We start from the raw sequence: 19,831 nt of genomic DNA, 5'->3' as shown, positions 1-19,831 counted from the left end.
AAACGACCCATTCCAAACTGGCTGAGAATGTTTGAAATCGGGGATCAAGGGTACTAAAGAAACAGAAATGTTTTACATAGTAAACATTAATAACCGTTGAGAGGGATGAAGGAATGGGAGACGATCGTCGTACGAAAGTGAATGAGAAAAGCAAGGATGAACAGCTTGAACAGTATCGCGTAGAGGACGAAGGTAAGCATCTTACAACCAATCAAGGATTGAAGGTATCAGAAGATGAATTTTCCTTGAAAGCCGGAGAACGCGGACCTACCTTAATGGAAGATTTCCACTTCCGTGAGAAAATGACTCACTTTGACCATGAGCGTATACCGGAGAGGATTGTTCACGCCCGGGGTTTTGCGGCACATGGAGAGTTCGAACTCTATGATTCCATGAAAGAATTTACTCGAGCTAAATTTCTTCAGGACACATCAACGAAAACCCCTGTATTTGTACGCTTTTCTACTGTCGCCGGATCCAAGGGTTCTGCTGAGGCCGTGCGTGATGCACGGGGATTTGCTACGAAATTTTATACGGAAGAAGGCAATTATGATCTTGTAGGAAACAATATTCCTGTGTTCTTCATTCAAGATGCGATTAAATTCCCGGATCTTGTTCATGCACTTAAACCGGAACCCCATAATGAAATGCCCCAAGCAGCTTCTGCCCACGATACGTTCTGGGATTTTGTAGCGAATAACCAGGAGTCTGCTCATATGGTCATGTGGGCAATGTCCGATCGGGCCATTCCACGCAGTCTGCGTATGATGGAAGGATTCGGTGTTCATACATTCCGACTGGTAAACGCGGAGGGGAAGGCCCATTTTGTGAAGTTCCACTGGAAGCCGGTATTGGGAACTCACTCTCTCGTTTGGGATGAGGCTCAGAAGATCAACGGGAAAGACCCGGATTTCCACCGCCGTGATTTGTATGAATCCATCGACAATGGCGATTATCCAGAGTACGAACTGGGTGTTCAGCTCATTAAGGAAGAAGATGAGTTTAACTTTGACTTTGATGTTCTTGATCCTACCAAGCTATGGCCTGAAGAAGAAATCCCTGTGAAAATCGTAGGGAAGATGACCCTTAATCGCAATGTGGACAATGTGTTTGCAGAAACGGAGCAAGCGGCTTTCCATCCTGGTTCCGTTGTTCCCGGGATCGATTTCTCAAATGATCCGTTATTACAAGGACGCTTATTCTCCTATACTGATACACAACTGATCCGCCTTGGAGGACCCAACTTCCATGAGCTTCCTATTAACCGACCGGTGTGCCCATTCCACAATAATCAGCGTGATGGATACGGCCGACATACAATAAATAAGGGCCAGGTGAGCTACCATAACAACTCACTCGCTAAAAATACACCAGCACCTGCGAGTCAGGAAGAAGGAGGCTACACTCACTATCAGGAGAAAATGGAAGGGCGTAAAGTCCGTGCAAGAAGTGAAAGCTTCAAAGATCACTTCTCACAAGCGACTCTTTTCTGGAACAGCATGAGTGAGCCTGAGAAAGAGCATATCATCCAAGCATTCAGTTTCGAGCTTGGAAAAGTGAAGAGCAAATCTGTTCAGAAACAGGTCGTCGATATGTTTGCAAACGTAAGCATGAAGCTGGCAAAAGGATTTGCCGAAGCAATTGATGTGGAAGTCCCTAGTGGTGAAGGATCGAAGGTAACCAAATCTTCTCCAGCCTTAAGCCAGGAAAATACGATTAAGAAACCTGCTACTCGTAAAGTAGGAGTCATCGTAGGAAACGGCTTTAAAGGGGAAGAAGTGAAGATGGTTCTTTCGGCTCTTAAAGAAGATGGCATCCAACCGGAAATCATCAGTGACAAGCTGGGGATGAGAAAAGGGGATGACGGTACGGAGCTTGAAGTGGACCATACCTTCTTAACAGGGGAATCTGTATTATTTGATAGCCTTTACATAGTAGGCGGAGAGAATGTAGATAAAAAGTTCTCTCAAGATACAACCTACTTTGTCAAAGAAGCGTATTCTCACTTTAAACCGATCGGTGCAACCCATGAAGGGATACACTGGCTGGAAGAAGCGGGTGTCAGCGGCTCTGGTGTGGTAACCGGGGAAGACATGAAGTCATTCGCGAAAGAATTTACAGAAGCCATCGCAGCACATCGTCATTGGGATCGCGAATTAGTATAAATTTAATCTGAAGACAGAGGAGTAATACTCTCTCTCTTCTATATGAGAAGTGCCAGACCTGATCAATCAGGTCTGGCACTTTTTCAATCATTTAATCCCAAGCCGGTGGAAACTCAAGCCAGATTCCACTTTTACATCGTCCAAATCAATCACTTGATTCACTTCGTTGCACCTACTATACTCTTCCATCTACAGGTCAAACAGCCATTGAAAATGAAAAAATTCCCATAAGCAGAAATCTTGAAAGTCAAAATAGGTCAAAGTATACTATGGTTATAAGGTCAAAGAAAGTCAAAGTCAAATTAAGTGTAAACGAATACTAAACACACTGACCTTATCCATAATACAATCTACAAAAATATTTATATAAAAACTCTGCTACAGGAGGTCATGTTTAATGAAATGCCAAGTATGTCAACACAACCAAGCAACGGTTGAAGTGTATAAGCAAGTGAATGGTCATAAGTCCAGTATGAAGATGTGTTCAGCCTGCTTTCAAAAGCAGCAAACGCCTTCTGGAACACACGGAGGATTTCCGCTTGATGAGTTGTTTAAAGGGATGAGCATGGGTGGAAACTCAAATGATGGCTTCCACAATCAGCAATCATCTCCTCAAACCCAAGGCGGAAATGGAGGAAATGGCGTTCTCGATCAGTTTGGACGCAATGTGACAGGAGCGGCCAAAGCTGGATTGATTGACCCTGTTATCGGAAGGGACAAAGAAGTGAATCGCGTCATTGAAATTTTAAATCGTCGTAATAAGAATAACCCGGTACTCATCGGTGAGCCCGGTGTGGGTAAAACGGCTATCGCTGAAGGGCTGGCCCTTAAAATTGTAGCAGGTGATGTTCCATCCAAGTTATTAAATAAAGAAGTGTATGTAATGGATGTTGCTTCACTAACTGCCGGTACAGGGGTTCGCGGTTCTTTTGAAGAACGTTTAAAAGCCATCATCAGCGAACTTCAGAATCGACCAGACGTGATGTTATTTATTGATGAAATCCATCAACTGGTTGGCGCCGGTTCTGCTGAAGGCTCCATGGACGCAGGGAACATTCTAAAACCAGCTTTAGCCCGGGGTGAACTGCAAGTAATCGGAGCTACGACATTGAAGGAGTACCGCCAAATTGAAAAAGACGCAGCACTTGAGCGTCGTTTCCAGCCGGTCTTGGTCAATGAGCCGACACCTGAAGAAGCTATTGAGATCCTTAGAGGATTAAAAGATAAATATGAAAACTATCATGGAGTCGAGTTTACAGACGAGGCTATTGAGGCTTGTGTGAAACTATCCCATCGATATATTCAGGATCGATTCTTACCGGATAAGGCCATTGATTTAATGGATGAAGCAGGTTCTAAAGTCAATCTACAGTCAGAGGGTAAAGACAAGTCGGCTCTATATAAAAAATTGAACGATGTAAGAGAGAAGAAGGATCTGGCAACAAAAGAAGAGAACTATGAACAAGCTGCCATCCTTCGCGATCAAGAAGCAGAATTAGAAAGACAAGTTAGTGAAGGTGGGTCAGACTCTAAAGCACTTGTAGAAAGAGAACTGATCCAGACGATCGTTGAATCGAAAACGGGTATTCCTGTTGGGAAGCTGCAAAGTGATGATCGGAAACGAATGAAAGCACTGGAAGAAAACCTGGCGGGTAAAGTAATCGGACAGGAAGAAGCAGTGAAAAAAGTAGCGAAAGCGATCCGCCGCAGCCGTGCAGGATTGAAGGCGAAGCATCGTCCAATCGGAACTTTCCTCTTTGTAGGACCAACAGGTGTAGGTAAAACAGAATTAACGAAAACACTGGCAGAAGAGTTGTTCGGATCTAAGGAGTCAATGCTTCGATTAGACATGAGTGAGTACATGGAAAAACACTCAGTATCTAAATTGATTGGTTCACCTCCAGGCTATGTAGGTCATGAGGAATCCGGTCAATTGACTGAAAAGGTAAGAAGAAACCCTTATTCAATCATTCTCCTGGATGAAATCGAGAAAGCCCATCCCGATGTTCAGCATATGTTCCTGCAAATTCTTGAAGATGGACGTCTCACCGACAGTCAAGGTAGAACGGTCAGCTTTAAAGAGACTGTGATCATCATGACAAGTAACGCAGGTGTGACGGACAAGAAGGAAGCAGTGGTCGGTTTTAACACAGATGGCACAGATGCGATTAAAGAAACGAATATTCTTCAATCACTCGGTGCCTACTTTAAGCCTGAGTTCCTGAACCGTTTTGACAGCATCATTGAATTTGAATCTCTTGACAAAGGAGAGCTTCTTCAAATTCTTGACCTTATGCTTGACGAGTTGAAGGTTGAACTTAAAGAACAGGGGATTACTGTCACCATCGACGAAGATGCGAAGAGTAAACTCGTTGAACTGGGATATCATCCTGAATTCGGTGCACGCCCATTACGTCGTGTGATCCAGGAAAGAGTGGAAGATAAAATCGCTGATTTACTCCTTGATGTAGATGGTGTAACGGACGTAGTCATTTCACTGGAAAACGACGAAATCATCGTCAAATAAGAAAAGAAGCATCCTTTGAGGTGCTTCTTTTTCTATTCTTTCCTCTTCAAAAAAGTGATATATACTGCCATAGCTAAATAAACTCCTAAAACTAAGACAATAAATACAGGGGTAGAAAAGGAAATCATAGAAACACCCTCACTTTAAATCTTGTAAAGATGGATGGAAAATGAATAATAGGATCGCAATGATAGGTAAGGAAATAATGATGGCAAGTAACGGCCTTTTATGGTGCAATCCTAAGATTGAAAACATGATGACATTAAAAAAAGCAGACCATCCTAAATTCCAGCCATTTTCGTAAAGGAACAGTCCTTTTTTATGAAATAAGTATTCCAATAACGTGAAATAGGCAATCCAGCACGTAAGATACAGCCACTTCCTTTTTCGATATGGAAAATAACGAAGAAAAATCATGATGACAACCGGAATGATGAAGAAAGAGAAGACAAGTTCAATAAAGGTATGATTGAGCCAGTCTACCGTTACAGCCCTGTACTCCCATAATGTATGGTTGTAAAAAATAAAATTATATGTGAGATTACAAATAATATAGTATTGAACCGTTGGATAATACTCTTTCCAGCGTTTCCAATCAATAAAAAGCTTGGCAAAAATCAGATAAACAATCACTACCAGTAATAAATACATATAGAACAATCCTTGTTTTTGTTACTCAGTATGGACGTATCAGAAACAGAATAGACCTCTTGACATATAAAGTGCCTGATTCTTATTGAATCAGGCACTTTAATAGGCTCATCTACTACTTATCAGATAAAATTTTATCAATCGCTTGGGCTACCCCGTGATCCGTATTGATACCAGTGACCCAGTCAGCGGCTTCTTTCACAGCTTCCTGTGCGTTCCCCATCGCCACTCCGAAACCGGCTTCCCGAATCATGGCAATATCGTTCATACTGTCCCCGACCGCCATGACTTGTTCCATGGACAGGTCCAGCCATTTGCATACCTTCACTAAAGCCGCTGCCTTATTGACGCCTGCAGGATTGATTTCAATATTCGTCGGCGAAGAATTTGTGATTTCAAGTGCTTCATTTTTCACCAGCTCGTCCATCATGACTTTGCGGACGTCATCATCCTGGATATCGAAACCGAATTTCAACCAGTTATAGGTACCGATATCTTGATCAAAAGGCTTATTCGTATTGAAAAGTCCTTGGGAAGTAGAAGACCAGAAGTAGACATCATGCTCTTCTTTTAATTTCCAAAGCTGTTTCACAAGATCAAGATCGAGTGGGATGCTGTCTACCAGCTTGTATTCATGATCGTAAATTTCCCCTCCATTCACGGTCACCAGATAAGATGAACGTCCAAGCTCATCTGAAATGTCCCGGCATGTGAAAAGGGAGCGGCCGGTACTTAACACCACATGAATTCCTTTCTCCTTCGCACGTTGAATGGCTTGTGCGTTTTCAGGAGATACTTCTCCTTCGTGATTAACGAGTGTTCCATCCATATCCAGGGCAATTAATTTAATATCCATAATACCTATCACGTCCTTCTATTCATTCATATCCAGTGTAATATAATTGGAGAAAATCTTCTAGGGAGCCGACTTGATGAAGGTATTATTTCCTAAGCTTGGACCTTCGTATTACAATAGAAGAAGTACAAAGTGAGAGGAAGAAATCTATGGATTTACATATGAAAAGGGGAAATGAATTCGCATGAAACCTTTTACTGAACGAGTTGTAAAAATCATACAGAGCATCCCTTCTGGAAAAGTGATGACGTACGGTCAAATCGCTTCATTTGCAGGCAGTCCAAGAGCTACCAGGCAGGTCGTACGGATTCTTCATTCCATGAGTGAAAAGTATAAACTTCCCTGGCACCGGGTTTTGAATAGCAAGGGGGAAATTGGATTTGGGGATGAAGAGCAAGCGATGACCCAAAAGCTATGTTTGGAAGCTGAAGGGGTTCATTTCATAGGGAAGAATCGGATCAGGTTAGAGAAGTATCGGTATGAGCCCGAACCGGAGTGGGATATTTAGTGTGATCAATTCCAAAAATTTCAAATTGACGCATAAATTACTCCTCACCTCAAAATTGCATAGCTAAAAAGTTAATTTCTATTGGTTCAGGCTAACGGTACCGGTCGATTCCATTGTGGCATCTCTATGTCAAAATCTTAACCAGGTTTCAATCAAGAAAGCCGAAAACAATGACAAATAAAGATGTAAGGGCTGTGAATCCAATGATCACGTATCCGATGATCCGGATTCCCAATGGCAGACTCCCCATTTCGGGTTTACTCATGGGGGCTCCTTCGATTTTCGACAAATGGTCTGTCACATCATTAAACGATTTCTTAGGATTTGTCATGGTATCCCTCCTTTCTATATTTTACCATAAAAAAGGTAACCTAAATTCAAGGTTACCTTTTTTTGTTAATTCAGCTGTCCATTCCTAAGTCTCTTCAGCCAACGTTTTTGTCGGGAGCTGATAAACAAATAACCAACTAGACTTAATCCAGATACCACTAAACTACCTTGGTAAATGAAATCCACGTCGAATCCCAATCCTGTAAACGCGCCAACGCCACCGGAGAGTAGAAGGATGAAGGACTGCTTCTTTTGGTTTTCAAAAATCAAAAACTGAAACTCATTTTGCTGATGATGATCCTTTTGCTCGAGTGCTTTTTCCGGTACGTCCAGGAGCTGACGGACTTTTTGCACCGTTTGAAACAGAGGCTGAGCGCTTATCCATTTCAAAAGAAGCTCCCACTTGTTTGTGTTACTATCCTTTACCCAATCCATGAATGCGGGTTTGACAACATCGAGGGTCTCCTCATCGGGATTCAATGTATGAACAAGCCCTTCTATGGTTGCAAAAGACCTACCTAAAAAGATGAAGCGTGTAGGCACTTGTACAGGCAATGATTTCACCATATCATTTATTTCTTTCTTCACGGATATCAGATCCATCTGTTTGAATTGCTCCATATCGAGTGTGACAAATTCCTTCAGCACGGGTTCGATCGTTTTCGGACTGGCATCAGGAAGCAAGAACCCTAATTGAGCCAGAGCTTCTGCTGCTTTCCGGAAATTCTTTAGAAGGATTCCTTCCAGAAGATCTTGAAAGTGAGTGGAATCTCTCTTGGAAATTTCCCCGATCATTCCGTAATCCAGGAGAACAAAGGTACCATCCGGCTGAAGGAGTATATTCCCTGCATGTGGGTCGGCATGAAAGACGCCCGGCTCGAGCCATTGGGGAAGGAAGAGGCGAAACAATTCCTGAGCTAACTTCTGCCCGTCCAACCCATAAGACTCAAACGCTTTTCTGTCATTCAATCGAACGCCATCCACCCACTCCATCACCAATACTTTATCTGTACAAAGTTCAGGGTACATAGCAGGAATCTTCACGTTAGGATGGTCCTTGAACCGCTGCTTGAATGAAATTGCCGTGTTCATTTCCTTTGAAAAGTCGAGCTCTTGTTCGATGACTTGCTTTAATTCCTGATAAAGCATCTTGAAATCAATGAACCCTTTGGGAACTGGAGCGAATCGTCGAGCGAACCAAATAATGATGGCAAGGGAACGGAAATCCGTCTTCACCAGGGAAGGAATCTCAGGGCGCTGCACCTTTATAGCCACTTGGGTACCATCTAACAGCGTCGCTTTGTAAACTTCTCCTATTGAAGCTGAAGCAACAGCTTCTGATTCGATGGCCTGTACCTTAGTAGTCACAGAACCGTTCCATTCACTTTCCAGAACCTTTTCAATCTCCTTCCATGGTGAAGGAGGAACGTGATCGACCAAATCCTGTATTTGATTGATAAATCCTCTCGGAAGCAAATCCTCACGTATACTAAGGAGCTGGCCAACCTTGATCAAAACGCCATTTAACTCAAATAAAGTTTCTTTAAACTCTTTTCCAATGCGTTCCCAGAGCTTCTCTTTCTCCCATTGGGACTTACCGCGGAGACGGTACCAATAGACTCTCACCACGATGGAAAGCGCCAGTGATAATACCTTCCACATTCTCCAAAGCTTCTTCTCTGATTTCATCGTTTCATCCCCCGTAACTGGACTGTCTAGTTCTATTATGTAATACGGATAAAGAAGAAGAAAGTTTCTCTGCCTTATCATAAAGAAAGTTCATTTTCCGTTGGATTTTCATAGTAATATATACACAATTCAATATATTGAATAATATCAGTAAAAGGTTTCTAACGATACCAAAGGATGTGAATCACAGAATGAGCGGGATTTAAAACAATTCATCGTGAAAGAAATAACCAGTTAGTAGCTGAGAGGAATTCATCTCAAAAAGCTAAATCACAAAGAAGTGAATGAAATTATAAAATGTTTTTTTACCGTTTTTGACACCTTTGTGAACTGCTCAAAAGCCTATTGCAATACGCATGGAGAAGAGGTATATTATAAGTGTAAAGGGAATGTGAAATATTTCACAAACAAAACAGCTATCATATCAAAAACCATCACAAACTTTGATCAACTGTTTTTTTAATCACTCTTGTGAAATATTTCACAATATAGATCCAAAAGGAGATGATCCATCATGAGATGGTGGGAAAATCAAAAGGTGAGCATGGTTTGGACAGTGATTAGAATCTGGTTGGGCGTTCAATGGCTGGAAGCGGGTTGGCATAAGGTGAACGATGGTTTTGATGCAAGCGGATTCTTGCAAGGAGCATTGGCTAAGGCGACGGGAGATCATCCAGCCGTTCAAGGGTGGTACGCAGAATTCCTAACAGCGTTCGCAATACCGAATGTCGATGTATTCAATACTTTGATCCCTTGGGGAGAAGTGCTGGTGGGAGTTGGCTTGATTGTCGGCTTCATGACAATACCGGCGCTACTCGCAGGAGCTTTCATGAACTTAAACTTCTTATTAGCAGGCACGGTGAGCACGAATCCAGTTCTCTACACAGTTGCCATCATCCTTCTTTTTGCCGGCAGAGGGGCATTCTGTTGGGGAGCTGACCGCTGGATGATGCCATACCTGAAACATATGGTCCTTCCTAAAGGCAAACAGAATAAAAAACCGATCGTGGTGTGATAGAACGTTTAATGAAACCACCCATGCAGACATTGCATGGGTGGTTTCTTAGTGAATTCCTCAGAACCTATCTTTTTTTTACCTACAGGGAGTACACTATTGGTTTTTCTTCACTCGTGCACGCTGGTTGGCAGCATTGGCGCGAGCTTGTGCTTCCATATCAGCCTGGTCGGCAAGTTCACGTGAGAACTCTTCGTCAACACCGTCAGATTTGAGCTGAGCGGGTGTTTGTGGCAAGCTGTTTTTGTTTCCTCGTTTGCTATTTCCGCGTGATCTGCCCAATATGAACATCCCCTTTTCAGTTGGTTAAAAAAATAAAGGTACAGACTAAGAAGTCTGTACCTTTATTCTTCTTCAAAGTAAGGGTTTTTAGTTAGGTAATAATTGTCTATCTATGGGCTTTGGAACTGAAGCCGCCTGCACGATCAGCTGCTTTGAATTCTCTTGAATACGTTACTTCCTGTGCACTGGATAGAACCGATTTGTTTTTGTCTTTCTTCTTCTTATTATCCATTCGTATGTACATCCCTTCTTTTCAAGATTACTTCTATTTTTGCCTTGAAAAGAAAGGGGCATACCTGTGAATTAATGATAAATATCAATCAAGGCACTTTTTAATTCAGGGTATTCAAATTGAAAACCGTTTTCTGAAAGGACACTCGGAAGTACTTTTTGGCCTTCTAGGACTAAGGCGCTCATTTCACCCATTGCTACTTTTAAAGTAAGGGAAGGGACAGGAATCCAGTGTGGCTTGCCAAGCACGGCCCCGAGTGTTTTCCCGAACTCTTTCATGGTAACGGGGGAGGGTGCTGCCACATTCACCGGTCCCGAGATGGATTCTGTTTCAGCAATGAAATGCACCGCTCTTGCGATGTCTTTAATATGGACCCACGACATCCATTGGTCACCGGACCCAACCGTTCCTCCCACAAACATTTTATAAGGAAGAGCGATACGAGGGAGGGCGCCTTCCCCTTCCCCCAGTATAATTCCGAAACGAGCATATGCAACCCTGATACCCAGCTGATTTGCCTTGCTCGCTTCTTTTTCCCATATTTGAACGGTTTCTCCTAAAAAGTTCTCTGCCGTTTCCGTTGACGCTTCCGTATACGTATTCGTTTTGGAAGAAGGATAGTAGCCGATTGCACTTGCGTTAATAAGACACGCCGGTTTCTCTTTCAGTGCCTTTATAATGTTCATTACCTCTTGTGTTGAGTTGATCCGGCTATTGATGATTCGTTTCTTACGCTCATCTGTCCAGCGGCCGCTGTTGATGGATTCCCCTGCAAGGTTAATGAAGGCTTGGATTCCTTCGAGCTCTTCTTCGGGTTTCGCCCCGTCGGAAAGCCATTTTACGTAGGTAACTCCTGAACGATTGTCGTATTTATCCGGATTTCGAGTAAGTATCATGACTTCGTGATGGTGTCCGAGAAGTTCCTCCGTTAGAGCCTGCCCGACAAAACCCGTCCCACCTGTTATAGCGATCTTCATCATCATCCCTCCAATATACTTATTATTTTACCTATCTACAGAATAAAAAACATATGCTGAATGTGTTAGGATTACAATGAGGTGGAAAAAATGGGTAAGATTACGAAAATAACGAAGCAAGTAAAGAACGATGAGCGTTACAATTTATTTATAGATGGAAAATATGCCTTCAGTGTCGATGAAGCAGTACTGGCGAAGTTTCAGCTTCGAAAAGGTCTGGATGTGGATGAGCTTGAGATTTCAGAGCTTCAATATGAAGACGATGTAAAAAAAGCATTCAATAAAGCGATTCAATATTTAGCCCATCGAATGCGCACGGAAAAAGAAATTCGGGACCATTTACAAGAAGGAGATCCCGAAGATGGAGTCATACAGGAAGTGATTCATAAATTAAATGATATTAAATACATTAATGATTTAGAATTCGCTCACGCTTTTGTCGGGACTCACATGAATACCTCTGATAAGGGGCCGACTTGGATCCGGGGGGAATTAAGAAGAAAAGGGGTGGATGACCCTTATATCGAAGAGGCTCTTGCTGTATTTACCGAAGAGAAGCAGGTAGACAAAGCGGTCGGTCTCACCGAAAAACTTCTTCATAAATATAGAAAAGATTCTAAGATGATTGCCAGGCAAAAAATTGAACAAAATCTGATGCGAAAAGGATATCCGGGTTCTGTCATGAAAATTGTCTGGGAGACAGTAGAATCTGATCGGGATGACGATGAAAAATGGGATGCCGTCTATCACCAAGGGTTAAAGGCTCATAGAAAGCTGAGTTCAAAGTATGAGGGATACGAGTATGTCCAGAAAATGAAACAGACCTTGTATCGAAAAGGTTTCTCTATGGAGGACATCGAAAGACTTTTGGAAGAATTAAAAGAAAATGAAGAATGATTTGATGTTTTCAAGATAGATTGAACTAAAGGGGTATGACAAGGGGGAGTTCGTGTGGAGATTTTTGCGCTTCTGTTTGCTGGTTTAACACTTCTGCTGCTCATCGGTACGACTAAAAAATTCAAGCTTTACACAGGTGGAATTGTCTTAGGGGCAGCCGCACTATTTATCATTGGTGAAATCATTATTAAAGTCCAAACCGGATTCTATACACTTGGGAAGCAAGAGTGGTATAACCAAGGATACGCCGAAACCATGGGGAAATGGGTGATGCCATTTTTCCTATTAGGGGTGGCGGTTTTCCTCATCATCGTGAACATCCGGATGATCCAGCAGTTTCTCAAAAGAAAAGACGGTATCCGCTGGGTGTGGATGGCTTTTGTCGTGGTTATTGATGCCTTCGCTGTATTTATAGTGCCTGTTTTATTATTTGTAGTGGCCTTTATGTTCTTCCCTTTTGCTCCATAAATGAGAAGGCAGTCTTCCTTTAGGGAAGGCTGCCTTTTGAGGTTTATTTTTTTGATTCGATGACGATTTCGTCTTTTTCTTGGTATTCATTCACAATCAATTCCGCAACTTCCTTAGGAGAGCGAAGCCTTGAAGGATCACTGATATGATCGCTGTTTTCCCAGAATGGAGTATCCATTCCACCCATATAAGCATTCACGATACGAAGATTCGAATCCTCGTACTCCTTCTGTAAACTTTCACCAAATCCTCTGAGGGCAAACTTGCTCGCTACATACAATGATTCGTTCTTTTTCCCTCTAAGGCCTGCTGTTGAAATAATGTTAATGATGGTGCTATTTTGTTCCAGTCGATTTAGCAGTACCTTGGTTAATCGAATGGGACCTAGTGCATTCGTTTCAAACATGCTTACTAATTCATCATCGTCCGTATCCTTGAAGGGGCCGAAATAGCCTATCCCTGCGTTATGTATGAGTAATTCTACATTATGATCCTTAAGATGATTTTCACCGAATTGTTGAATGTCATGAGTTGACCGAATATCCAACGTGGCAAATGAAACCTGTCCGCCTATGTTTTCAATTTCTTCTGCAGCTTCTTTTAAGCGGTCTTCCGTCCGAGCAAGAAGGAAGATATGATATCCTTGCTGGCTAAGAAGTTTTCCTAATTCTTTTCCAAGGCCGGAGCCTCCGCCTGTGATGATGGCTGTTTTCATGGTGGTGTCATCCTTTCTGGTGTAATTAATTAAGGGCCTGCCTTATGCTTGTCTGGGCTGACCAGCCGCTTCCGCTTTTCTTATTGTATCATTTTCTCTATACTACTATTAGTAGAGGTGATGAGGAATGGAACAAGAGAGAAGATATAGTGAGATGACGGAGCATGAGTTGAAGCAGGAGATTGCTTCGTTGAAGGAAAAGGCAAGGAAAGCTGAACAACTGGGGATTGTGAATGAGTTTGCCGTTTTGGAGCGCAAGGCACTTATGGCACAGGCTTATTTGATGAATCCTGACGCCTACAAGCCTGGCGGGATATACGCGATAGAAGGTGATCCCGGTACATATTTCAAAGTCGACTATCTAAACGGGGTATTTGCCTGGGGATATCGCCTTGGTGGAGACGGAAAAGAAGAAGCACTGCCGATTTCCCTGTTGGCAGGAGAAAAGAAGTAATGAAGAGGTCCGTCATACGGACGGACCTCTGAAGTAGTCTAGGAACGCTTGCGTGTCTGGTTCTCTAGAATGATTAAGTCTTGAGTTTGTGTGGTTTGTCCATTAGCTTGGGAATGGGCATGCTTTGGATTGTAGAATGCCTTGTTAAATGGACTGCTGTACTTATTTCGGTAGAAGTTGTTTTTCATGTTTGCCATCGTAACTACCCCCTAAACAGATTTTCACTTCATTAAAGTGAGTCGTGATCTCTTTCTCCAGAAGCTTTCATACGTTCTTGAGGATGGGTATTGATGGTGCCGTTAGCCCTTTTAGATGCAAATTCCGCTTTAGCTCTCGGTTCACCTTCGAATTTATTGTTATTCATGTTAGGGAACCCTGTCGTTTTATTTCGCATAAAGTGCCTCCTAAAAGGTGAATTTTCTGACTCATACCGTGAAGAAGCAAAGGTTCACAACTAAGCTTAACCACGTACTAATAGTATGGGTGAATTGGTGTACATTATCATAAAAGTGGGAACTAAATATATGGAAAAGGAGGAGACAAAATGGAGTCAACATTCCACGAATTAACACAATTGTTAATTGAAAAAAATAATAAGCTCTCGTATGAAAAAGCGAGAACCTGGATCGAACTTGTGTGGGAGGATTTCGAAGCCACATACGCAAAAGCAGGTTACGATTATAAAGGAAAAGCAGTAACGGAAAAAGTCGTTCGCCAATGGGTCAATACATACGGTGAACAAATCCACGAATTTGCTGCACAAAACCCTAAATACAAACACCTGATCGACGATAAAGAAGATGACGATTTAGTACATTAAAGTGATGAGGGACGGACCTTTTTAAAGGTCCGTCCCTCACTGCTTTAATCGATTAAAATGTTGATGTCGACTTTTGAGCGAAGTTTTTCTTCGCTGAAGACCCATCCTGTGTAGGAGCTGACGATGTTCAGGTCTTTGTCGAGCTGTACCAGGGCGACAAAGGGATAGTGTCCATTATTTCTGTAGCGAAGATCGATGAAGCGTACCTCAAAGTGATCATCGTATTCGTCCACTTCCCAGCGGAAAACCGGGGAAAAGGAAAGAAAGGCGGCGAGATTTTTATCTTTTTTAGCGGCATTTATTACTGGATTCTCAGGTATCGGTATACGTTCAAATTTATCGAAAATCGTAATCGACCGTCTGAATGCCCGTGCGACATAATAATGTTCCTTGGTCACAATCGCAAGGCGCCATTGGAAAAACCGGATCGTCGGAGAAACGATTATTTTCTCCGCTTTCGGAATTCTTCTCTTAACAGCATTTTTTACGGCTTTTTGAACCTGGAATCTCAATACATAATAAGCAAAAATCACAATGTACATGACCAAAAAAGTCTTTCCTGGAGGTAATCCGATGCCCCAAAGGATCAATCCTCCAATATGAATCCCGAAAATAATCGGGTCAAACGTGTTAATGACCCCTAAAGCGACCCATTTCGACGAGATCGGCCTGATGGCTTGTGTCCCATAGGCGTTGAAAATGTCGACAAATACATGGAGGAATACGGCCACAAATGTCCAAATCCATAAATGAAGCAAATCTGCCCCCGGGAAAAAGGGATAAAGACAAGCGACAATTAATAGCGGCCAAAGAGCAACGGCCGGAATGCTATGGGTGATGCCTCGGTGATGACGTATATAAACCGCATTATTGCGTAATTTCAAAATGGTATCGATGTCTGGTATTTGAGAGCCGATGACTGCTGCAACCAACACACTTTGAGAAGTGGCCGCACTTTCAGCAACAACGGGATCCAGGGTGGCTAAGCCCCCTAGAGCGAAACCCATGACGATATGAGTGCCTGTATCCAAAAAAAGTCCTCCCTTGGCTCATTTTCATCTGTATTTTTAATGACTTGTATTCATTTTTGAACATGATATGGTTAAAAGGAGTTTATTTCAATGAAAAACACTTTACACATTTACTTAGAATATGAAATAAAACAAAATTTTCAACCTCAATATAATCAGATTATGAACAATATCGTAGCGACATTACCACAATACGACGCCTTTAATATCCAGTGGGAAAAGTCTGAAGCCGACCCTAATCGTTACATCGAACGGTTTATAGTGCCCACTGAATCCCATTTCCATGTTTTGAAACGTTTACGGACATCCCGTCGTCATTTATTATTTGGATTATTGGACGAATGTATTTGTGGAGGGTTAAAAGAAATAAACCTTGTTGGCTTAAAAACACAACTTTAATTATTTATTCCCTATTCAACGTAACATTTAACATCTTGGAGGTACAAAATTGAAAGAAGAACCATTGAAACATTTACAGACCATTAACCGTAAGGAATTTCAGAAGAATTTATTATCATGGTTTTCAAGAGAACAGCGTGATCTTCCATGGAGGAAGGATCAAGATCCATACAAGGTTTGGGTATCTGAAATCATGCTTCAACAAACAAGGGTGGATACGGTCATACCTTATTTTAACCGATTCATCGAGAAATTTCCTACCATAGATGCTCTTGCTACAGCAGACGAAGAAGATGTCCTGAAAGCATGGGAAGGACTAGGCTATTACTCGAGAGTCAGGAATCTTCAATCTGCTGTAAAAGAAGTGAGTGAAAAGTATGGAGGAATCGTCCCGGATACTCCGAAAGAAATATCGTCATTAAAAGGTGTGGGACCATACACTGCGGGGGCGATCTTGAGTATTGCCTACAGCAAACCGGAACCTGCTGTCGACGGAAATGTCATGAGGGTATTTTCACGTATTCTATCCATCTGGCTCGATATTGCCAAACCTGCATCACGCAAGGTATTTGAACAAGCGGTCAGAAATTTGATTTCTGAAGAGAATCCATCGTATTTCAATCAAGCACTGATGGAGCTTGGTGCACTGATTTGCACACCGACATCACCATCCTGCTTACTATGCCCTGTCCGGGAGCACTGTCAGGCATTTGAAGAAGGAGTGCAAACAGAACTTCCAATTAAATCAAAAAAGAAATCTGCACGTAAAATAAATATGGCGGCAGCCGTTCTGTTTACAGAAGATGATCGAGTTGTTATCCATAAACGACCGGGTAAAGGACTGCTCGCTAATTTATGGGAATTCCCTAATTTTGAAGTGGGGGGTTCAAGCGGAGGTCGAAAACAATTGCTTGATCAAATGGAGGAGGAATACAAGGTCGATTGCTCTTTGAAAGCAGGGGTTGTCACGAAAATCCAGCATTTATTCTCTCACATCGTTTGGGATATTGAAGTATATGTTGGTTCTATCGACAGCACCACTCTTGATGAAAGCGGCCTGATTGCCGTTACGACTGAAGAATTGGAGAAATATGCCTTTCCCGTCTCCCATCAGAAAATTTGGAGGGAAACAGGAGCAGGAATACTACAGAAATAAAAAAGAGCAGCCGTGCTGGTTGCTCTTTGTGTATTATCGTCTTAATCGTAACTAACCTTCGTGCCGTGAGTATAATCGGCTTCGCCACGCTTCAATCCGCCGCGGTTTTCAATTTCTTCGACAATTTCTCTGTGAATCGATTGTCCTTCTGCGTTCAAATAGGGTACTATTTGTTGTAGTGAATGATGAAAGAAAGCCAGCTCGCTTTTTTGCCATTCATCTTTTGGAATCATTGAAAGCTCTGTCATATCTCTACCTACATACATAACTCATTCCTCCATTTAACTGACATGCTCCTATTAGTGTGTATGTTAGAAGGCCTGAATATGCTTTACACCAAATGGAAAATGAAATTGAAAGGATGATCAACATGATGAGTCAAAAAGTAGCATTAGTCACAGGAAGCAGCCGCGGACTTGGACGAGAAATCGCGATTCAACTAGCAGAAAAAGGATACGATATCGTAGTCAATTATGCACGGAGTAAAAAAGGTGCACTTGAAACGGCAGAACAGGTCGAAAAGTTGGGCCAAAAAGCATTTGTCGTACGGGCAAATGTAGGAGACGTGGATAAAATCAAATCTATGTTCGAACAGATTAAAGAAGAATTCGGCCGTTTGGATGTATTGGTAAGTAACGCAGCATCCGGGGTTCTGCGTCCAGTCATGGAACTTGAAGAATCTCATTGGGATTGGACGATGAACATTAACAGCAAGGCGTTACTATTCTGTGCCCAGGAAGCAGCAAAGTTAATGGATAAGGGTGGACGCATCGTAAGCATAAGCTCATTGGGATCCATCCGTTATTTAGACAATTACACAACTGTGGGAGTATCTAAAGCTGCAGTTGAAGCATTAACGCGTTATCTTGCAGTTGAGCTTGCACCGCGTGACATAATCGTAAATGCAGTTTCCGGTGGTGCGATCGATACAGATGCACTCAAGCATTTCCCTAATCGTGAAGAGCTTCTCGAAGATGCCCGCAGTAAAACACCTGCAGGACGAATGGTGGAAATTGATGATCTTGTGAAGTCAGTGATGTTCCTCGTTTCAGACGATTCCTCCATGATCAGAGGTCAAACAATCATCGTAGATGGAGGTCGCTCACTACTCGTTTAGTGGAATGTTTTTCCTGAAAAATATCGAATAGTGAATTCCACGCTTGGTTATCTTAATAAGCGTGGAGGTGATTACAATGGCAAAACAACCAAACAAAACTCAAGCTGGTACAAGCGTTCAACACGTAAAACAACAAAACGCTCAAGCTGGTGCAGCTCAGCAACAACAATACGGTACTGAGTTCGCTTCAGAAACAACAGCAGCACAACACGTGAAGCAACAAAACCAACAAGCAGAAGCTAACAAAGCGAAAGCTTCTGGTAAATACGGTCAACAACAACAATAATTGAATTGTTCTTGACGGAAAAAGCACCCATTAAGTTGGGTGCTTTTTCGTTTTGGGCATCATTTTGTTTTTGAGGGACGGACCTTTCAAATCTTCAATCAATGAAGGACTGATCTTCCAGAAGTCTACACAACTAACTCCTATCAATATCCACTATAAAAAAGAGGTCCGTCCCTCCACATCGACAAAACAGGTGGGAATGTGACAGAAGTTGTCAAAGGGTTTGGGGGTGGGAAGGAGAATGTTTAGGAGAGCTTGTTTAGAGGAGTGGTGGAACTGATGCAACAACGGTTTAATGAGTTGGTAACAGAGCAGTTAGAGACGATGGATAAGTTGTTATATCTTCAGTCAGAGATCGAACGTTGTCAAGAGCTTGAAGAGGAGCTGTTCGAGCTTCAAGAAATGACGAAGGTTGAATCTATAAAGAGAGAGATTGCTTCAAAAAAGAAGGAACTAAAAGAGATTCAAAAAATGTTTCAAAAACAAACCGATGAAGTGATTCGCTCCTATCAAAAGGAACAAAACAGCGTTACAACATAAAAAGATATTCATGATAAATCCCATTTTTGAACAGGAACAGGGCGATTCTTAAAGGATTTTTTCTTTAAGGATAGCCCTTTTGTTTTAAATTTTCTGAGGAAACGTTATAATGATAGAATAGATAAGCATATATAAGGGTAATTTTGAAATGAAAGAAGGGGATACGATGGCGGTTCCCACTGAAGGAAAATCAGTACAAATACATAGCTTTAAGCATGATGGCAACATTCACCGGATATGGAATGAGACGACGGTTCTGAAAGGAACAAGCAATCAGATAATCGGTGGAAATGATCGAACGATGGTGACGGAATCAGACGGAAGAACGTGGATGACCCGTGAACCCGCAATATGCTATTTTCATTCAGAGCTATGGTTTAACATTATTTGTATGATTCGTGAGGACGGTATTTATTATTATTGTAATTTAAGCTCACCATTTGTATATGATCATGAAGCGATCAAGTATATCGATTACGACTTGGATATTAAAGTGTTTCCTGATATGACATATACACTGCTGGATGAGGATGAGTATGAAGCTCATCGCAAGTTGTACGGTTACCCGGATGTGATCGATCACATCCTGAAGCGAAATGTAGACAAGCTTGTTCGCTGGATCCGACAAAGAAAAGGGCCTTTTGCTCCTGACTTTATTGATATTTGGTACGAGCGTTATCTGACTCACAGGGGATAACACAGCTGGAAAACTGTAT

At 42.1% G+C, this 19,831-nt stretch carries 27 protein-coding genes; 15 read left to right on the top strand and 12 right to left on the bottom strand.

Annotation, left to right across the window (positions count from 1 at the left end; all coding sequences use genetic code 11):
- Positions 1-113 precede the first annotated feature (113 nt).
- The 3 genes from ACIFOD_RS15265 to ACIFOD_RS15255 all read left to right on the top strand — a co-directional run bounded on the left by ACIFOD_RS15265 (position 114) and on the right by ACIFOD_RS15255 (position 4,692).
- Positions 114-2,165: a catalase gene (locus ACIFOD_RS15265; RefSeq protein WP_430315323.1), complete on the top strand. Its 2,052-nt coding sequence runs from the start codon at positions 114-116 to the stop codon at positions 2,163-2,165.
- A gap of 42 nt (positions 2,166-2,207) precedes the next feature.
- Positions 2,208-2,396, top strand: coding sequence for a hypothetical protein (locus tag ACIFOD_RS15260; RefSeq protein WP_430315322.1), 189 nt, complete (start codon positions 2,208-2,210; stop codon positions 2,394-2,396).
- 166 nt (positions 2,397-2,562) lie between these two features.
- Positions 2,563-4,692, top strand: a complete 2,130-nt coding sequence (locus ACIFOD_RS15255; protein ID WP_430315321.1) for an AAA family ATPase — start codon at positions 2,563-2,565, stop codon at positions 4,690-4,692.
- A gap of 138 nt (positions 4,693-4,830) precedes the next feature.
- Here the strand turns inward: ACIFOD_RS15255 and ACIFOD_RS15250 are convergent, their stop codons facing one another.
- Together ACIFOD_RS15250 and ACIFOD_RS15245 are read right to left on the bottom strand one after the other, a co-directional pair.
- Positions 4,831-5,343 carry a CBO0543 family protein gene (locus tag ACIFOD_RS15250; RefSeq protein ID WP_430315320.1) on the bottom strand — a complete coding sequence of 171 codons (513 nt, stop codon included), beginning with the start codon at positions 5,341-5,343 and terminating at the stop codon, positions 4,831-4,833.
- A 115-nt stretch (positions 5,344-5,458) separates the two neighbouring features.
- Positions 5,459-6,199, bottom strand: a complete 741-nt coding sequence (locus ACIFOD_RS15245; RefSeq protein WP_430315319.1) for a Cof-type HAD-IIB family hydrolase — start codon at positions 6,197-6,199, stop codon at positions 5,459-5,461.
- A 184-nt stretch (positions 6,200-6,383) separates the two neighbouring features.
- Here ACIFOD_RS15245 and ACIFOD_RS15240 point away from each other — a divergent pair, with 184 nt between their 5' ends.
- Positions 6,384-6,707 carry an MGMT family protein gene (locus tag ACIFOD_RS15240; protein WP_430315318.1) on the top strand — a complete coding sequence of 108 codons (324 nt, stop codon included), beginning with the start codon at positions 6,384-6,386 and terminating at the stop codon, positions 6,705-6,707.
- A gap of 148 nt (positions 6,708-6,855) precedes the next feature.
- On the opposite strand, the gene ACIFOD_RS15235 is transcribed toward ACIFOD_RS15240, so the two are convergent.
- Positions 6,856-7,038 (bottom strand): hypothetical protein, encoded by a 183-nt coding sequence (locus ACIFOD_RS15235; RefSeq protein WP_430315317.1) that lies wholly within the window; start codon positions 7,036-7,038, stop codon positions 6,856-6,858.
- Between the two features lie 65 nt (positions 7,039-7,103).
- Complete coding sequence (locus ACIFOD_RS15230) at positions 7,104-8,726, bottom strand: ABC1 kinase family protein (RefSeq protein WP_430315316.1); 1,623 nt, start codon at positions 8,724-8,726, stop codon at positions 7,104-7,106.
- Between the two features lie 514 nt (positions 8,727-9,240).
- Here ACIFOD_RS15230 and ACIFOD_RS15225 point away from each other — a divergent pair.
- Entirely contained in the window at positions 9,241-9,741 is a 501-nt protein-coding gene (locus ACIFOD_RS15225) for a DoxX family protein (RefSeq protein WP_430315315.1), read from the top strand.
- Between the two features lie 96 nt (positions 9,742-9,837).
- Here ACIFOD_RS15225 and ACIFOD_RS15220 read toward each other — a convergent pair whose 3' ends face one another.
- From ACIFOD_RS15220 to ACIFOD_RS15210, 3 genes are all read right to left on the bottom strand, one after another.
- Positions 9,838-10,023, bottom strand: a complete 186-nt coding sequence (locus tag ACIFOD_RS15220) for a YfhD family protein (protein ID WP_044339722.1) — start codon at positions 10,021-10,023, stop codon at positions 9,838-9,840.
- 106 nt (positions 10,024-10,129) lie between these two features.
- A complete protein-coding gene (locus ACIFOD_RS15215) occupies positions 10,130-10,255 on the bottom strand; it encodes a YfhE family protein (protein WP_079531092.1) in 126 nt (41 codons plus the stop codon).
- A 71-nt stretch (positions 10,256-10,326) separates the two neighbouring features.
- Positions 10,327-11,232 carry a TIGR01777 family oxidoreductase gene (locus ACIFOD_RS15210; RefSeq protein WP_430315314.1) on the bottom strand — a complete coding sequence of 302 codons (906 nt, stop codon included), beginning with the start codon at positions 11,230-11,232 and terminating at the stop codon, positions 10,327-10,329.
- 90 nt (positions 11,233-11,322) lie between these two features.
- On the opposite strand from ACIFOD_RS15210, the gene recX reads away from it, so the two are divergent.
- Together recX and ACIFOD_RS15200 are read left to right on the top strand one after the other, a co-directional pair.
- Positions 11,323-12,129 (top strand): recombination regulator RecX, encoded by an 807-nt coding sequence (gene recX / locus ACIFOD_RS15205; RefSeq protein WP_430315313.1) that lies wholly within the window; start codon positions 11,323-11,325, stop codon positions 12,127-12,129.
- A 54-nt stretch (positions 12,130-12,183) separates the two neighbouring features.
- Positions 12,184-12,597, top strand: a complete 414-nt coding sequence (locus ACIFOD_RS15200; RefSeq protein ID WP_430315312.1) for a hypothetical protein — start codon at positions 12,184-12,186, stop codon at positions 12,595-12,597.
- A gap of 43 nt (positions 12,598-12,640) precedes the next feature.
- On the opposite strand, the gene ACIFOD_RS15195 is transcribed toward ACIFOD_RS15200, so the two are convergent.
- Positions 12,641-13,312, bottom strand: a complete 672-nt coding sequence (locus tag ACIFOD_RS15195) for an SDR family NAD(P)-dependent oxidoreductase (RefSeq protein WP_430315311.1) — start codon at positions 13,310-13,312, stop codon at positions 12,641-12,643.
- A gap of 127 nt (positions 13,313-13,439) precedes the next feature.
- On the opposite strand from ACIFOD_RS15195, the gene ACIFOD_RS15190 reads away from it, so the two are divergent.
- A complete protein-coding gene (locus tag ACIFOD_RS15190; RefSeq protein WP_113970051.1) occupies positions 13,440-13,766 on the top strand; it encodes a YfhH family protein in 327 nt (108 codons plus the stop codon).
- A gap of 38 nt (positions 13,767-13,804) precedes the next feature.
- Here ACIFOD_RS15190 and ACIFOD_RS15185 read toward each other — a convergent pair whose 3' ends face one another.
- Both ACIFOD_RS15185 and ACIFOD_RS15180 read right to left on the bottom strand, forming a co-directional pair.
- Positions 13,805-13,963 (bottom strand): YpzG family protein, encoded by a 159-nt coding sequence (locus ACIFOD_RS15185; RefSeq protein ID WP_082051311.1) that lies wholly within the window; start codon positions 13,961-13,963, stop codon positions 13,805-13,807.
- Between the two features lie 32 nt (positions 13,964-13,995).
- Positions 13,996-14,160 (bottom strand): small, acid-soluble spore protein K, encoded by a 165-nt coding sequence (locus ACIFOD_RS15180; protein WP_044339716.1) that lies wholly within the window; start codon positions 14,158-14,160, stop codon positions 13,996-13,998.
- Positions 14,161-14,310: 150 nt separating this feature from the next.
- Here ACIFOD_RS15180 and ACIFOD_RS15175 point away from each other — a divergent pair, with 150 nt between their 5' ends.
- Entirely contained in the window at positions 14,311-14,586 is a 276-nt protein-coding gene (locus ACIFOD_RS15175) for a YfhJ family protein (protein ID WP_034762572.1), read from the top strand.
- A gap of 44 nt (positions 14,587-14,630) precedes the next feature.
- Here the strand turns inward: ACIFOD_RS15175 and ACIFOD_RS15170 are convergent, their stop codons facing one another.
- A complete protein-coding gene (locus ACIFOD_RS15170; protein WP_430315310.1) occupies positions 14,631-15,617 on the bottom strand; it encodes a metal-dependent hydrolase in 987 nt (328 codons plus the stop codon).
- Between the two features lie 90 nt (positions 15,618-15,707).
- Here ACIFOD_RS15170 and ACIFOD_RS15165 point away from each other — a divergent pair, with 90 nt between their 5' ends.
- Both ACIFOD_RS15165 and mutY read left to right on the top strand, forming a co-directional pair.
- Entirely contained in the window at positions 15,708-16,016 is a 309-nt protein-coding gene (locus ACIFOD_RS15165; RefSeq protein WP_324747577.1) for a hypothetical protein, read from the top strand.
- A gap of 49 nt (positions 16,017-16,065) precedes the next feature.
- Positions 16,066-17,172 (top strand): A/G-specific adenine glycosylase, encoded by a 1,107-nt coding sequence (gene mutY, locus ACIFOD_RS15160; protein ID WP_430315309.1) that lies wholly within the window; start codon positions 16,066-16,068, stop codon positions 17,170-17,172.
- A 41-nt stretch (positions 17,173-17,213) separates the two neighbouring features.
- On the opposite strand, the gene ACIFOD_RS15155 is transcribed toward mutY, so the two are convergent.
- Positions 17,214-17,438 carry a hypothetical protein gene (locus tag ACIFOD_RS15155; RefSeq protein ID WP_397552581.1) on the bottom strand — a complete coding sequence of 75 codons (225 nt, stop codon included), beginning with the start codon at positions 17,436-17,438 and terminating at the stop codon, positions 17,214-17,216.
- Positions 17,439-17,545: 107 nt separating this feature from the next.
- Here ACIFOD_RS15155 and fabL point away from each other — a divergent pair, with 107 nt between their 5' ends.
- From fabL to ntdP, 4 genes are all read left to right on the top strand, one after another.
- Complete coding sequence (fabL, locus tag ACIFOD_RS15150) at positions 17,546-18,289, top strand: enoyl-[acyl-carrier-protein] reductase FabL (RefSeq protein WP_430315308.1); 744 nt, start codon at positions 17,546-17,548, stop codon at positions 18,287-18,289.
- A gap of 76 nt (positions 18,290-18,365) precedes the next feature.
- Positions 18,366-18,575: a gamma-type small acid-soluble spore protein gene (locus tag ACIFOD_RS15145; RefSeq protein ID WP_397552583.1), complete on the top strand. Its 210-nt coding sequence runs from the start codon at positions 18,366-18,368 to the stop codon at positions 18,573-18,575.
- 279 nt (positions 18,576-18,854) lie between these two features.
- Complete coding sequence (locus tag ACIFOD_RS15140; protein WP_113970043.1) at positions 18,855-19,115, top strand: YgaB family protein; 261 nt, start codon at positions 18,855-18,857, stop codon at positions 19,113-19,115.
- 166 nt (positions 19,116-19,281) lie between these two features.
- On the top strand, positions 19,282-19,812 hold the full coding sequence (gene ntdP / locus ACIFOD_RS15135; RefSeq protein WP_113970149.1) for a nucleoside tri-diphosphate phosphatase: 531 nt from the start codon (positions 19,282-19,284) through the stop codon (positions 19,810-19,812).
- Positions 19,813-19,831 lie beyond the last annotated feature (19 nt).

It is taken from the genome of Rossellomorea sp. NRS-1567 (genome assembly GCF_050467885.1).
In the GTDB taxonomy this organism is placed as follows: Bacteria; Bacillota; Bacilli; order Bacillales; family Bacillaceae_B; genus Rossellomorea; species Rossellomorea aquimaris_C.
This window is presented reverse-complemented; position numbering and strand designations above follow the sequence as displayed.

What these genes read in the sequence shown, in the direction of transcription:
- ACIFOD_RS15265 (WP_430315323.1), top strand. Translation starts at nt 114, where the DNA reads ATGGGAGACGATCGTCGTACGAAAGTGAATGAGAAAAGCAAGGATGAA.
- ACIFOD_RS15260 (WP_430315322.1), top strand. Translation starts at nt 2,208, where the DNA reads ATGAGAAGTGCCAGACCTGATCAATCAGGTCTGGCACTTTTTCAATCA.
- ACIFOD_RS15255 (WP_430315321.1), top strand. Translation starts at nt 2,563, where the DNA reads ATGAAATGCCAAGTATGTCAACACAACCAAGCAACGGTTGAAGTGTAT.
- ACIFOD_RS15250 (WP_430315320.1), bottom strand. Translation starts at nt 5,343, where the DNA reads ATGTATTTATTACTGGTAGTGATTGTTTATCTGATTTTTGCCAAGCTT.
- ACIFOD_RS15245 (WP_430315319.1), bottom strand. Translation starts at nt 6,199, where the DNA reads ATGGATATTAAATTAATTGCCCTGGATATGGATGGAACACTCGTTAAT.
- ACIFOD_RS15240 (WP_430315318.1), top strand. Translation starts at nt 6,384, where the DNA reads ATGAAACCTTTTACTGAACGAGTTGTAAAAATCATACAGAGCATCCCT.
- ACIFOD_RS15235 (WP_430315317.1), bottom strand. Translation starts at nt 7,038, where the DNA reads ATGACAAATCCTAAGAAATCGTTTAATGATGTGACAGACCATTTGTCG.
- ACIFOD_RS15230 (WP_430315316.1), bottom strand. Translation starts at nt 8,726, where the DNA reads ATGAAATCAGAGAAGAAGCTTTGGAGAATGTGGAAGGTATTATCACTG.
- ACIFOD_RS15225 (WP_430315315.1), top strand. Translation starts at nt 9,241, where the DNA reads ATGAGATGGTGGGAAAATCAAAAGGTGAGCATGGTTTGGACAGTGATT.
- ACIFOD_RS15215 (WP_079531092.1), bottom strand. Translation starts at nt 10,255, where the DNA reads ATGGATAATAAGAAGAAGAAAGACAAAAACAAATCGGTTCTATCCAGT.
- ACIFOD_RS15210 (WP_430315314.1), bottom strand. Translation starts at nt 11,232, where the DNA reads ATGAAGATCGCTATAACAGGTGGGACGGGTTTTGTCGGGCAGGCTCTA.
- recX (WP_430315313.1), top strand. Translation starts at nt 11,323, where the DNA reads ATGGGTAAGATTACGAAAATAACGAAGCAAGTAAAGAACGATGAGCGT.
- ACIFOD_RS15195 (WP_430315311.1), bottom strand. Translation starts at nt 13,312, where the DNA reads ATGAAAACAGCCATCATCACAGGCGGAGGCTCCGGCCTTGGAAAAGAA.
- ACIFOD_RS15190 (WP_113970051.1), top strand. Translation starts at nt 13,440, where the DNA reads ATGGAACAAGAGAGAAGATATAGTGAGATGACGGAGCATGAGTTGAAG.
- ACIFOD_RS15185 (WP_082051311.1), bottom strand. Translation starts at nt 13,963, where the DNA reads ATGGCAAACATGAAAAACAACTTCTACCGAAATAAGTACAGCAGTCCA.
- ACIFOD_RS15180 (WP_044339716.1), bottom strand. Translation starts at nt 14,160, where the DNA reads ATGCGAAATAAAACGACAGGGTTCCCTAACATGAATAACAATAAATTC.
- ACIFOD_RS15175 (WP_034762572.1), top strand. Translation starts at nt 14,311, where the DNA reads ATGGAGTCAACATTCCACGAATTAACACAATTGTTAATTGAAAAAAAT.
- ACIFOD_RS15165 (WP_324747577.1), top strand. Translation starts at nt 15,708, where the DNA reads ATGAAAAACACTTTACACATTTACTTAGAATATGAAATAAAACAAAAT.
- ACIFOD_RS15155 (WP_397552581.1), bottom strand. Translation starts at nt 17,438, where the DNA reads ATGTATGTAGGTAGAGATATGACAGAGCTTTCAATGATTCCAAAAGAT.
- fabL (WP_430315308.1), top strand. Translation starts at nt 17,546, where the DNA reads ATGAGTCAAAAAGTAGCATTAGTCACAGGAAGCAGCCGCGGACTTGGA.
- ACIFOD_RS15145 (WP_397552583.1), top strand. Translation starts at nt 18,366, where the DNA reads ATGGCAAAACAACCAAACAAAACTCAAGCTGGTACAAGCGTTCAACAC.
- ACIFOD_RS15140 (WP_113970043.1), top strand. Translation starts at nt 18,855, where the DNA reads ATGCAACAACGGTTTAATGAGTTGGTAACAGAGCAGTTAGAGACGATG.
- ntdP (WP_113970149.1), top strand. Translation starts at nt 19,282, where the DNA reads ATGGCGGTTCCCACTGAAGGAAAATCAGTACAAATACATAGCTTTAAG.